The 12618-nt window shown below is 73.3% G+C and carries 12 protein-coding genes; 5 read left to right on the top strand and 7 right to left on the bottom strand.

The genetic code is table 11. The annotated features are described in order from the left end of the window. The first annotated feature begins 41 nt into the window (after positions 1–41). Positions 42–902 (top strand): SDR family oxidoreductase, encoded by an 861-nt coding sequence (locus tag MU522_RS03250; protein WP_146355058.1) that lies wholly within the window; start codon positions 42–44, stop codon positions 900–902. Between the two features lie 144 nt (positions 903–1046). On the opposite strand, the gene MU522_RS03245 is transcribed toward MU522_RS03250, so the two are convergent. Together MU522_RS03245 and tdh are read right to left on the bottom strand one after the other, a co-directional pair. Continuing rightward, entirely contained in the window at positions 1047–2225 is a 1179-nt protein-coding gene (locus MU522_RS03245; protein ID WP_246992436.1) for a glycine C-acetyltransferase, read from the bottom strand. A 3-nt stretch (positions 2226–2228) separates the two neighbouring features. Beyond that, on the bottom strand, positions 2229–3305 hold the full coding sequence (gene tdh / locus MU522_RS03240) for an L-threonine 3-dehydrogenase (protein ID WP_246992434.1): 1077 nt from the start codon (positions 3303–3305) through the stop codon (positions 2229–2231). Between the two features lie 242 nt (positions 3306–3547). On the opposite strand from tdh, the gene purM reads away from it, so the two are divergent. The 3 genes from purM to MU522_RS03225 all read left to right on the top strand — a co-directional run bounded on the left by purM (position 3548) and on the right by MU522_RS03225 (position 5991). After that, a complete protein-coding gene (gene purM, locus MU522_RS03235) occupies positions 3548–4636 on the top strand; it encodes a phosphoribosylformylglycinamidine cyclo-ligase (protein WP_246992432.1) in 1089 nt (362 codons plus the stop codon). Positions 4637–4800: 164 nt separating this feature from the next. Further along, on the top strand, positions 4801–5538 hold the full coding sequence (locus tag MU522_RS03230) for a DUF4190 domain-containing protein (RefSeq protein ID WP_246992430.1): 738 nt from the start codon (positions 4801–4803) through the stop codon (positions 5536–5538). 102 nt (positions 5539–5640) lie between these two features. Next, complete coding sequence (locus MU522_RS03225) at positions 5641–5991, top strand: hypothetical protein (RefSeq protein WP_246992428.1); 351 nt, start codon at positions 5641–5643, stop codon at positions 5989–5991. 76 nt (positions 5992–6067) lie between these two features. Here MU522_RS03225 and MU522_RS03220 read toward each other — a convergent pair whose 3' ends face one another. The 5 genes from MU522_RS03220 to MU522_RS03200 all read right to left on the bottom strand — a co-directional run bounded on the left by MU522_RS03220 (position 6068) and on the right by MU522_RS03200 (position 9065). Next, on the bottom strand, positions 6068–6346 hold the full coding sequence (locus MU522_RS03220; protein ID WP_246992426.1) for a DUF5652 family protein: 279 nt from the start codon (positions 6344–6346) through the stop codon (positions 6068–6070). Between the two features lie 54 nt (positions 6347–6400). Next, on the bottom strand, positions 6401–7813 hold the full coding sequence (locus tag MU522_RS03215; RefSeq protein ID WP_246993418.1) for an L-serine ammonia-lyase: 1413 nt from the start codon (positions 7811–7813) through the stop codon (positions 6401–6403). Between the two features lie 135 nt (positions 7814–7948). Next, complete coding sequence (locus MU522_RS03210; RefSeq protein WP_128190376.1) at positions 7949–8158, bottom strand: DUF3073 domain-containing protein; 210 nt, start codon at positions 8156–8158, stop codon at positions 7949–7951. A gap of 143 nt (positions 8159–8301) precedes the next feature. Beyond that, positions 8302–8676: a CrcB family protein gene (locus MU522_RS03205; protein ID WP_164877187.1), complete on the bottom strand. Its 375-nt coding sequence runs from the start codon at positions 8674–8676 to the stop codon at positions 8302–8304. Further along, complete coding sequence (locus MU522_RS03200; RefSeq protein WP_246992424.1) at positions 8673–9065, bottom strand: CrcB family protein; 393 nt, start codon at positions 9063–9065, stop codon at positions 8673–8675. The genes MU522_RS03205 and MU522_RS03200 overlap by 4 nt, the downstream gene beginning before the upstream one ends. Before the next feature lie 234 nt (positions 9066–9299). Here MU522_RS03200 and MU522_RS03195 point away from each other — a divergent pair, with 234 nt between their 5' ends. Next, a complete protein-coding gene (locus tag MU522_RS03195) occupies positions 9300–12572 on the top strand; it encodes an efflux RND transporter permease subunit (RefSeq protein WP_246992422.1) in 3273 nt (1090 codons plus the stop codon). Positions 12573–12618 lie beyond the last annotated feature (46 nt).

Raw genomic sequence — 12618 nt, 5'->3', positions numbered from 1 at the left:
CGTCCATGCGACGTCCAGGGAGCGGGAGCACAGTGGGGGACATGAGCTTCGACACCGAATCCATCAAGCACCTGCCCGAGCAGACGCAGGAGTGGCCCGGCTGGACCGAGCAGCTCCAGCCCGTCCCCGACCACGGCGAGACCAGCTACGTCGGCCGCGGCCGCCTGGAGGGCAAGCGCGCCCTCATCACCGGTGGCGACTCCGGCATCGGCCGCGCGACCGCGATCGCCTTCGCGAAGGAGGGCGCCGACGTCGCCATCGCCTACCTCCCGGCGGAGCAGGAGGACGCCGAGGAGACGAAGCGCCAGGTCGAGGCCGCGGGACGGAAGGCGGTGCTCATCGCGTGCGACCAGCGCACCGAGCAGGCCAACATCGACCTCGCGCAGCAGGCGGTCGAGGGCCTCGGCGGGCTCGACGTGCTCGTGAACAACGCCGGCTACCAGATGGCGCAGGAGTCGCTCGCCGACATCACCGACGAGCAGCTGCGGCAGACGTTCGAGACGAACATCTTCGCGATGTTCAACCTGACGCGCGCCGTGCTGCCGCACCTCAAGGCGGGCGCGAGCATCATCAACTGCTCGTCGATCCAGGCGTTCGACCCCTCCGAGACGCTGCTCGACTACGCGTCGACGAAGGCGGCGATCAACAACTTCACCGTCAACCTCGCCGCGCAGGTCGGCAGCGACGGCATCCGCGTGAACGCGGTCGCCCCCGGCCCGATCTGGACCCCGCTGCAGCCGTCGACGAAGCCCAGCGTGAAGGACTTCGGCATGGACGCCCCGCTCGGCCGCCCGGGCCAGCCGATCGAGGTGGCGACGGCGTTCGTCTACCTCGCGAGCGACGACGCGAGCTATGTCTCGGGCACTGTGCTCGGCGTGACGGGCGGCAAGCCCGTGTTCTAGCGGCCCCTCACCGCTGGTCGAGCCGCCGGCCCTCCGGGCGGGCGAGTCGAGGCCATGGTGGTCTCGAGACGGTCGGCTGCGCCGACCTCCTCGACCAGCGGGGAGACGGCCGGCTTCGCCGACCTCCTCGACCAGCGGGGGCGGTCAGCCCGCGACGCGCTCCCGCGCCGCCGCGAACGCCGCGACGGCCCGGTCGACGTCGGCGTCCGCGTGGGCGGCAGACAGCTGCACGCGGATGCGCGCCTCACCACGGGGCACCACGGGGAACGAGAACGCGGTGACGTACACGCCCTCCTCGAGCATCGCATCCGCCATGTCGGCCGCGAGCCGGGCGTCGTGGAACATGACCGCGGTGATCGGGTGCTCGCCGGGCAGCAGCTCGAAGCCCGCGGCCTCCATGCCCTCGCGGAAGCGCACGGTGTTGCGCTGCAGCCGCTCGCGCAGCTCGCCCGCGCCCTCGACGAGGTCGAGCGCGGCGATCGACCCGGCCACCACCGACGGCGCGAGCGCGTTCGAGAACAGGTAGGGGCGCGAGCGCTGGCGCAGCAGGTCGACGATCTCCTGCCTGGCAGCGATGTAGCCGCCCGAGGCGCCGCCGAGCGCCTTGCCGAGCGTTCCCGAGATGATGTCGACGCGCTGCTGCACGCCGGCGAGCTCGGGGGTGCCGGCGCCCGTCGGGCCGGTGAAGCCCACCGCGTGCGAGTCGTCGACCATCACCATCGCGTCGTAGCGCTCGGCGAGGTCGCAGATCGCCTCGAGCGGCGCGAGGTAGCCGTCCATCGAGAAGACGCCGTCGGTGACGACGAGGCGGCGGCGCGCGCCCGAGGCCTCCTGCAGGCGCGCCTCGAGCTCGGCCATGTCGCGATTGGCGTAGCGGTAGCGGGCGGCCTTCGACAGGCGGATGCCGTCGATGATCGACGCGTGGTTCAGGGCGTCGGAGATGACGGCGTCCTCGGCGCCGAGCAGCGTCTCGAAGAGGCCGCCGTTCGCGTCGAAGCACGACGAGTAGAGGATGCACGCCTCCTGCCCGAGGAAGGAGGCGAGCCGCGACTCGAGCTCGAGGTGCTGAGTCTGCGTGCCGCAGATGAACCGCACCGAGGCCATCCCGAACCCCCACTCGTCGAGCGCGGCCTTGGCCGCCTCGACGATGCGCGGGTCGTCGGCGAGCCCGAGGTAGTTGTTGGCGCAGAAGTTGAGCACGTCGTGGCCGCCGGCCGAGACGGTCGCGGCCTGCGGCGAGTCGATGGCCCGCTCGCGCTTGGTGAGGCCGGCGGCCTCGATCTCGGCGAGCTCTGCGGCGATGGCGTCGCGGACGGAGTACACGGTTCAGGCTCCCTGGAGGTCGGTGAAGTCGAGGATGACCTTGCCCGCGGCGCCGGAGCGGGCGCGCTCGAACGCGCCCTCCCAGTCGGCGAAGGCGAAGCGGTCGGTGATGACGGGGGCGACGTCGAGGCCCGTCTGGGCCATCGACGCCATGGCGTACCAGGTCTCGTACATCTCGCGGCCGTAGATGCCCTGGATGGTCAGCATGTGCGAGACGACCTTCCCGAAGTCGACCTCGATGGGCCGCGACGGCAGGCCGAGCATGGCGATGCGGCCGCCGAAGTTGAGGTTCTCGATGATGCCGACGAGCGCGGTCGGCGAGCCCGACATCTCGAGCGCGACGTCGAAGCCCTCCTGCATGCCCAGCTCGCGCTGCACGGCCGCGATGGGGCTGACGCCGTCGGGGTCGGACGCCTCCTGCGGGTTGAGCGCGCGGAAGCCGAGCGAGCGCGCGAGCTCGAGCCGCGGCTCGGCGATGTCGGTGATCACGATGTGGCGCGCGCCGGCGTGCCGGGCGACCATCGCGGCCATCAGCCCGATCGGGCCTGCGCCGGTGACGAGCACGTCCTCGCCGACCACCGGGAACTTCAGCGCCGTGTGCACCGCGTTGCCGAACGGGTCGTAGATGCCGAAGACGTCGAGCTGCTGCTCGGTGGCGGAGTCGGCGGTGACGCCCGGGTGCACCCAGACGTTCGAGGCGGGGAGCACCACGTACTCGGCGAAGCAGCCGTCGCGCTGCACCCCGAGGTTGGAGGTGCGGATGCACAGGTGGCGGCGGCCGGCGCGGCAGTTGCGGCAGTGGCCGCACACGACGTGCCCCTCGCCGCTCATCAGCTGGCCGACGGCGTAGTCGGTGACGCCCTCGCCGACCTCCACGATCTCGCCGCAGAACTCGTGGCCGACGGTCAGCCCGGGCGTCACGGCCGACTGGGCCCACGCATCCCACGCGTCGATGTGCAGGTCGGTGCCGCAGATGCCGGCGCGGAGCACGCGCACCTTCACGTGGCCCGCGGGAGTCGCGGGCTCGGGGATCTCGACCAGCTCGAGTCCTGGCTTGCCTCGGGTCACGAGTGCGTGCATGGGCGTCTCCGTCGACGGTGGTGGGTGTGCCGCGACCATCCTGCCACCCGCCCGCCGTCACTGATCCCGAGCGGGCCCCGGGGTGACGGCGCACAACGCAAGCCCGCCGGCCCCGTTCCGCGGCGGATCCGGGGAAGGACGGTTCCACGCCCCGGTTCCGGGCCGTGGGACTTGCGTTGTGCGCGGGTCGGGCTGGCGATCGGCGCACCCGGGCAGCACCGGCGGCTCGGTAGCCTGGGGGCATGACCGATCCGTATGCGTCCGCCGGCGTCGACACCGAGGCGGGCGACCGCGCGGTCGAGCTCATGAAGGCCGCCGTCTCGCGCACCCACGGCCCCGGCGTGCTCGGCGGCGTGGGCGGCTTCGCCGGCCTCTTCGACCTGTCGGCCGCGGGCGCCTACGCGAAGCCGCTGCTCGCCACCTCCACCGACGGCGTCGGCACGAAGATCGCGCTCGCCCGCGCGATCGACAAGCACGACACGATCGGCCAGGACCTCGTCGGCATGGTCGTCGACGACATCGTCGTGGTCGGCGCGAAGCCGCTGTTCATGACCGACTACATCGCGTGCGGCCGCGTCGTGCCCGAGCGCATCGCCGACATCGTGCGCGGCATCGCCGAGGCGTGCGAGGCGACCGGCACGGCGCTCGTCGGCGGCGAGACGGCCGAGCACCCGGGCGTCATGGAGCCCGACGACTACGACGTGGCCGGTGCGGCCGTCGGCATCGTCGAGGCGGATGCGGTGCTGGGCGCCGAGCGCGTCGGCGAGGGCGACGTCGTGGTCGCCATGGCCTCCTCGGGGCTCCACTCCAACGGCTTCAGCCTCGTGCGCCACGTGCTGGCCGAGCGCAGCATCGCGCTCACCGACCGCGTCGACGAGCTGGGCGGCGTCGCCGCCGAGGTGCTGCTCGAGCCGACGCGGCTCTACACGCTGCCGCTGCTCGGCATGCTCGAGCGGGGCCTCGGCATCCGCGCCATCTCGCACGTGACGGGCGGCGGCATCGCCGCGAACCTCGCGCGCGTGCTGCCGCAGCGCCTCGCCGTCGAGATCGACCGGCAGGGCTGGCAGGTGCCTGCGGTGTTCGACGCGCTCGCGCAGCTCGGAGACTTCCCGCTCACCGACGCCGAGGGCACCTGGAACCTGGGCCTCGGCATGCTCGTGGTCGTCGGCGAGGCCGACGCCGCGGGCGTCGTCGCGGCGAGCGAGGCCGCGGGCATCCCTGCCTCGACGATCGGCCGGGTCGAGGCAGCCCCCGCCGATCCGAGCGGATGGGTGCAGGGCGCCAAGGGCGTCGACGGCGGCGCGGTGCGCCTGACCGGCAGCTACCGCTGACCCGTGCGGCACCGGTGCGCCGGCGGCCGCTGCGGCGGCGAGGGGACGTCCAGGAGACTCGGACGTTGCGGGCGTACCGTGACGGCAGGTTCGAGCGCGACGGCACATCCGCCGGAGCGTGACGACCGGTATCGCCGATCGGGATCGCAGACGGGAGGTGCGTGATGACGTCCGACGCGGACCGCTTCCGGCCTCGCGACCAGGGCCAGCCCGCCTCGCCGCAGCCCGACCCGTCCTACGGCTCGATCTCGGAGCAGACGCCGCCGACGCCGCCGGCCCCCGACCCCGCTCCGCCGGGCCCTCGCGTGCGCAACCTCGTCCCCATGCCGATGCAGCAGGGGCCGAGCATCCGTCCCACCTCGCCGCCCGACGCCCCGCCGCCGACGCCTCCGCCCGGCCCGTGGCAGCGGTCGATGCCGCAGCAGCCGCTGCCGCAGCAGCCCGCGCCTCCGCAGCAGCCGCCGCCTCCGCACCAGTACGCCGCGCCCGGCTCGGTGCCGCGGCCGTCCGCGCCGGTCGGCTACGCGCATCCGCTCCACGCCGGCCGCGACGCGCAGCTGATCCACCCCGCCGCCGCGCAGGCCTCGAGCGTCACGCCCTACGGCGTGCCCGTCTACCACGCGCCCGTCTACGCGACCGCGGCGCCGCCCTCGCGCGGCCTGTCGATCACCGCGATGGTGCTGGGGCTCATCTCGGTGACCTTCGGCTGGACGCTCGTCGTGCTGCCCATCATCGGGCTCGTCTTCGGCATCCTGGCGCTGCGGCGCGAGCCTGCCGGGCGACCGCTGGCGCTCACCGGGCTCCTCACCTCGATCGGCGGCATGCTGTGGGTGCTGCTGTTCTACCTGCTGCCCCTCGCCGGGGTGGTCGCGGCGATGCTCTTCGCCGTCAGCACGAGCTGAACCGTCGGCCTCCGCTCCCGATCCGTTGGGCGCGCGTTCACCGTCCGGGCCTAGGCTGTGCGCGACGCAGCGCGTCCTTGCACCGACCCGAGGAAGAACGCCATGACCTACACGCCCCCCGAGCAGCCCCAGCAGGGCGGCTACCAGCCCTACCAGCCGGCCACCGGCAACCAGTACGGCGGCTACGCCGCAGCGCCGGCCTCGACGTCGAAGAAGCTCTCCATGTGGGGCCTCATCCTCGGCATCTCCAGCATCATCATCCCGATCTTCCTCAACGCCATCGCCGGCGGCGTGCTCTCCGGCATCGGCCTGGCGAAGGAGCCGCAGGGCAAGACGATGGCCATCTGGGGCATCGTGACCTCGGTGCTCGGCTTCATCTGGGGCTTCATCTTCTGGCCGATCGTCGTGTTCGGCCTGCTGTTCGCCGCCGTCGCGGAGTCCGGCGCCTACTGAGCCGGAGACGCGCCGACGAGGGGGCCCGCCGATCGGCGGGCCCCCTCGAGCGTCGGCGGCGTGCGCGCCGCGTGGCTCAGGTCTCCTGCGAGTGCCCGAGCTGCGGCGGCTCGCCGGTGCGCGCGAGGATCTCGGCCTCCGGCCGCGCCCGCCGCTCGCGGTCGCGGCTCACGCCGAAGAGGTAGACGGCGTCGAGCACGCCGAGCGTGTTCGAGACGAGCAGCGTCGCGAACCACGCCTTGTCGCGGTGCTTCGCCGCGCGCCACAGCGACGCGCCCTTCCACGCGAGGCTCCAGGCCACCGCGGCGCCGAGGGCCGCGCGCATCCCGGGACGGTCGAGCTGCTCTTCCTTCATGGCCCGACTGTCCCACGGAAGGGGCCGCGCCGCCAGAGAGCAGTCCGGCGGCGGTCAGCACTCGATGAACGCCACCGCGAGGCCGCCCAGCGCGGTCTCCTTGTACTTGTCGCTCATGTCGGCGCCCGTGCGGCGCATCGTCTCGACGGCGGTGTCGAGGCTCACGTAGTGCGTGCCGTCGCCCTGCTTCGCCATCCGCGCGGCGTTGATCGCCTTGACCGACGCCATCGCGTTGCGCTCGATGCAGGGGATCTGCACGAGGCCCTTGATGGGGTCGCACGTGAGGCCGAGGTTGTGCTCGATGCCGATCTCGGCGGCGTTCTCGATCTGCTCGGGCGTCGCGCCGAGCACGGCGGCGAAGCCGGCGGCGGCCATCGCGCATGCGGAGCCCACCTCGCCCTGGCAGCCCACCTCGGCGCCCGAGATCGAGGCGTTCGACTTGATGATGATGCCGATCGCGCCCGCGACCAGCAGGAAGCGCACCTCCCACGGCACCTCGTCGTCGACGCAGTTCGCGAAGAGGTCGGCGTAGTGCATGACAGCGGGGATGATGCCGGCGGCGCCGTTCGTCGGCGCGGTCACGACCCGGGCACCGGCGGCGTTCTCCTCGTTGACGGCGAGCGCGTAGAGGTTCACCCACTCCATGCCCTCGAGCAGGTCCGGGCGGCCCGCCTTCGGGGCCGCGTCGCGCTCGATGAGCTTCGCGTGCCAGTCCTTCGCGCGACGCTTCACGTCGAGCCCGCCCGGCAGGATGCCGTCGGTCGCGATGCCGTGCGCGACGCACTCCTGCATGACCTGCCAGATGCGCTCGAGCTGCGCGGTCGTCTGCTCGCGCGGCCGCCAGGCGCCCTCGTTCTCGAGCATGAGCTCGGCCACCGACAGCCCGGTGCGGCGGCAGAGCGCGACGAGCTCGTCGCCGCGCGTGAACGGGTAGGGCACGGGGTGCAGCTGCTGCGCCGGCGCCGGCACCGGCGAGAGCACGTCGCCCTCGTCGTGGCGCATGACGAAGCCGCCGCCGATCGAGTAGTAGCCGGCGGTCGCGATCTCGGCGTCGGATGCGTCGTAGGCGGTGATGCGCAGGGCGTTCGGGTGCTCGCGGCGCACGGTGAGCGGCCGGAAGACGAACACCTTCGCCTCGTCGAACGCGACGGGCAGCCTGCCGCCGAGGCGCAGCTCGCCGGTGGCGCGGATGCGCTCGAGCGTCACGGCGATCTGCGGCGTCTCGACGGTGTCGGGCGCGAGTCCGGAGAGGCCGAGCATCACGGCGGTGTCGGTGCCGTGCCCCGAGCCGGTGGCGCCGAGCGATCCGAGCAGGTCGACGCGGAGCCGCACGACCTCGTCGAAGCGACCCGACGCATCCGCCTGCGCGACGAAGTCGAGCGCGGCGCGCATCGGGCCGACGGTGTGCGACGACGACGGGCCGATGCCGATCTTGAACAGGTCGAGCACCGACAGCGACTCGAACACCGGCGCGGTCGCGGTGGCATGGCTGCCGATCGCGGTCGGCTCCTGCACCTGTCCGTTGGTGATGGCGTGCGACGTCACGATCGGCTCCTTCGCCTCAGGCAGCGGAGCCAGGGGTGGCGGCTCAGTGCTGCGTCGTCAGGCGCTGCGCCCCTGCTGACGCTCGTCAGCGTACTCGTCGTCCTCGGTGGAGTACTCGGCGTAGTCGGCCCACTTGTCGACGAGCTCGTCGTTCGAGGGGCCACCGCCGAGCTCCTGCTGGAGCACGGAGTAGTTGATGTTCGGGCTGAATGACTTCAGCTCACGTGCCAGCTTCGTGTGCTTGGCCTTCTGGCGACCACGACCCATGCTGGACCCCCCTTGCGGACGGCGCCGACGATGAGCCGGCGAACGATGTGAGAACTGCGATGCTACGTCCAACCTCGATCGTAGCATCGAGGGGGCCTGGCGACTGTGCGCGGGCCATGCCTGGGGAGTGCGCGCGGCAGGGATCAGGCCGGGAGCGCGGGCGCGAGCGCGGCGCCCAGGAGGAGTCCGGCGGATGCGGCGATCGCGCCGCCGACGACGGTGGCCGTGAGCGTCGCGAGGGCGGGGCCGCTGCGGCGCCCGTCGAGCTGCTCGACCGCCTGCACCGCGAACGCCGAGTAGGTCGAGAGGCCGCCGCAGAAGCCGGTCACGAGGATCGCGCGCATGGCATCGTCGGCGACCAGGCCACCCGCGAGGGCGCCCGCGAGCAGGCTCGCGGCGAGGTTGACGAGCAGCGTCGCCCGCACGGGCCGCCGGTGGGGGAGCGCGCCCGCGAGGAAGCGCACCACGGCGCCCGCGCCGCCGGCCGCGGCGACGGCGAGCAGCTCGAGCGCGCTCACGCGGCCCGTCGTCTCGCGACGCGGCGGCCGAGCAGCAGCCCGGCCCACGCGGCGAGCAGGCACACCACGAGCGTGCCGAGCGCGAGCGCGATGCCGGGCAGGGCCGGCACGAACGCGCTCCAGCCTCCCGCCGCCGGGGCTGCGGCGCTCGCGACCGCCACCGCGCTGAAGGTCGTGAAGCCGCCGAGCACACCCGCGCCGATGCCGTGCCGCAGCCAGTCGGGCGCCCCGGCGAGCGCCGCCGTCGAGACGCCGAGCAGCAGGCTGCCGAGCGCGTTCACGCCGAGCAGCGCCCAGCCGTCGCCGAGCGACGACTCGATCGTCGCGCGGGCCGCCGTGCCCAGCGCGCCGCCGAGGGCGACGGCGAGCACGGAGCGCAGCAGCTGCATGCGACCAGCGTAGGCACCAGCGCGGCGCGGGCACCGCCCGCCTGGCCGTCGACCAGCTCCAGCGACCCGTTCCACCCTGCGCGACCCGGTGCACCGGGTCTGGCCGGGTCGACGGGGTCGTGGGAGCGGACGCGGGCCGCGCCCTGCTCGACGTCGACCCGGCGGGCCGAAGCCGGGCGGATGCGGGGGCTGGCCCCATAGGGAGCCCACACCGGGCGATGGGAGGATCGGCGGGTGCATCTGCTCTCGCTCGCCAGCCTCAAGAACCGCGCGCTGGTCGCCCTCGCGACCATCTGCATCGCCATCTTCGGCGGCGTCGCCCTCTCGAGCCTGAAGACCGAGCTCACGCCCGAGCTCGAGCTGCCCGCCGTGGTCGTCACGACCACGCTGCCGGGCGCGAGCCCCGAGATCATGAGCGAGGACGTCACGGGGCCCATCGAGCGGGCCATCCAGTCGGTGCCCGGGCTCGAGGGCACGAGCGGCACGTCGTCGACGAGCTCGAGCGTCGTCTTCGCCGAGTTCACGTACGGCATCAACATCCCCACGACCGAGCAGCGCGTGCAGCAGGCCGTCAACCGCATCGTGAGCCAGCTGCCCGAGGGCGCCGAGCCCACGGTGCTCACCGGCTCGATCGCCGACTTCCCGGTGCTGCGCATCGCCATCTCGGGGCCCGGCGAGCAAGCCGCGCTCGTCGACCGGATCGAGACGATCGCGGTGCCGCAGCTCGAGCGCGTCGACGGTGTGCGCGCCGTGCAGCTGCAGGGCGCGCCGGGCCAGCGCATCACCATCGCGCCCGACGACGCCGCGCTCGCGGCCGCGGGCCTCACGAGGCTCGACATCAGCGAGGCCATCGACGAGCACGGGCAGCTGCTGCCCGGCGGCACCGTCGACGACGGCGACCAGACGCTCAGCGTGCAGATCGGCGAGCGCCTCGGCTCGGTCGACGACGTCGCGAGCCTGCCGCTCAGCGCCGAGCAGACGACCGAGCCCGACCCGGCCAACCCGCCGAACGCCCCTCCGGCCGCCGAGACCGTGGCGATCGGCGACGTCGCCGAGGTCGTGCTCGAGCAGGACCCCGTCACGTCGATCGCGCTCGTCGACGGCGAGCCGGCGATCATCCTCTCGATCACGAAGACGCAGGCGTCGAACACCGTCGACGTCTCGCGCGCGGTGCAGGAGATCCTGCCGGGCCTGCGCGACGAGCTCGGTGACGGCGTCACCTTCACGACGGTGCTCGACCAGGCGCCATACATCGAGCACTCGATCGAGGCGCTCGCGGTCGAGGGGGCGCTCGGCCTCGCCTTCGCGATCCTCGTCATCCTCATCTTCCTCTGGTCGCTGCGCTCGACGATCGTCACCGCGGTCTCCATCCCCATCTCGGTGCTCATGACCTTCATCGGCATGTGGGGCGCCGGCTACTCCCTCAACGTGCTCACCCTGGGCGCCCTCACCATCTCGATCGGTCGCGTCGTCGACGACTCGATCGTCGTCATCGAGAACATCAAGCGGCACCTCGCCTTCCAGGCGTCGCGGTCGAAGGCGATCCTGGATGCGGTGCGCGAGGTCGCGGGCGCCATCACGGCGTCGACGGTCACCACGGTCATCGTCTTCCTCCCGCTCGCGTTCGTCAGCGACATCACCGGCGAGCTGTTCCGGCCGTTCGCGCTGACGGTGTCGATCGCGCTGCTCGCGTCGCTCGTCGTCTCGCTCACGATCGTGCCGGTGCTGGCGTCCTGGCTGCTCCGGCGGCCGCAGCACGCGGTCGCGGCGGAGGAGGCGGCCGCGGCGCAGGCCGCCGCTGCGGCGGATGCCCCGGCGCGGCCGACGCGACGCGCGCCCTTCTGGCGACGCCGCGCATCCGCCCCCGAGCGCAGCGCGCCGGTCGCGCAGCCCGCCCCGCCCGCGCCGATCGAGGAGGAGCGGCCCGACCGCCTGCGCCGCGGCTACCGGCCGATCCTGCTCGCGACGCTGCGGCGGCCCTGGCTCGTGCTCGTCGGCGCCGTGCTCGTGCTGGCCGCGAGCGGCGCGGCGCTGCCGTTCATGGCCACCAACTTCCTCGGCGACGACGGCCAGACGACCGTGCAGGTCTCGCAGGAGCTGGAGCCCGGCGCCTCGCTCGACGCGCAGCTCGCCGCCGCCGAGGCGCTCACCGCCGACCTCGAGGCCATCGACGGCGTCGAGACGGTCTCGGCGACCGTCTCGAGCGGCGCATCCTCGTTCGCGGCCTTCACGGGCGGCGGGGGCGGCGGCGCGATCTCGTACGGCGTGATCGCCGCGGAGGGCACCGACATGCCCGCGCTCCGCGAGCGCATCCGCGAGGCCGCCGACGCGGCCGACGGCGAGGTGACCGTGGGGCAGTCGGCGGGCCTCGGCGGCAGCGACATCGAGATCGAGGTGCAGGCGCCCACGCCCGACGCGCTCGAGGCGGCCACCGCATCCGTCGTCGACGCGGTCGGCGACGTCGACGGCGTCGCGCAGGTCACCGACTCGCTCGAGGGCGCGCAGCCGCTCGTGCAGGTCGCGGTCGACCGCGAGCTCGCCGCGAGCCTCGGGCTCAGCGAGGCCGCAGTCTCGGGCCTCGTCGCCCAGGCGATGCAGCCGACGCCGGCGGGCGAGATCCAGCTCGACGGCTCGCTCGTGCGCATCTGGCTCGACGCGATCGCGCCGGCCGCGACGCTCGAGGAGCTGCGCGAGCTCGAGCTGCCGACGCCGAACGGCCCGCTGCCGCTCGCCGACGTGGCCGAGGTCACGCAGATCGAGGGGCCGGTGTCGATCTCGACGAGCGACGGCAGCCGCACGGCGACCGTCACCGTCAGCCCCGACGCGGCCGACGTCGGCGGCGTCTCGGCCGGCGTGGGCGAGGCGCTCGCGGGGCTCGAGCTCGCCGACGGGGCCGAGGCCTCCGTGGGCGGCGTCGCCACCCAGATCACGGATGCGTTCACCCAGCTGGGCATCGCGGCGCTCATCGCGATCCTGCTCGTCTACGTCGTGATGGTCGCCACCTTCAAGAGCCTCCTGCAGCCGTTCCTGCTGCTCGTGTCGGTGCCGTTCGCCGCGACCGGCGCGATCGCGATGCAGCTCATCACCGGGGTGCCGCTCGGCGTCGCCTCGATGGTGGGCGTGCTCATGCTCGTGGGCATCGTGGTGACGAACGCGATCGTGCTCATCGACCTCGTCAACCAGTACCGCGACCGCGGGCTCGGCGTGCGCGAGGCGCTCGTCGAGGGCGCCGAGCGGCGACTCCGGCCCATCCTCATGACCGCGGCGGCGACGATCTTCGCGCTCGTGCCGATGGCGGCGGGCCTCACCGGGCAGGGCGGCTTCATCTCGCAGCCGCTCGCGATCGTCGTGATCGGCGGACTCATCTCGTCGACGCTGCTGACGCTCATCGTGCTGCCGGTGCTGTACCTGGTCGTCGAGGGTGCCATCGAGCGCCGTCGGGTGCGCCAGGGCACCGGCACGCGCGCCGAGCGCCGCGGCGAGCTCGAGGCGGCCAGCGTGCGCTGACCGGGTTCACAGCGCATGCGCGGTCGCGCGTTGGTTGAATGGGCGC

Origin of the sequence: Agrococcus sp. SCSIO52902 (assembly GCF_022983135.1) — a bacterium.
Classification (GTDB): Bacteria; Actinomycetota; Actinomycetes; order Actinomycetales; family Microbacteriaceae; genus Agrococcus; species Agrococcus sediminis.
The sequence above is the reverse complement of the archived record's forward strand: the minus strand, read 5'-3'. Positions and strand labels throughout refer to the sequence as shown.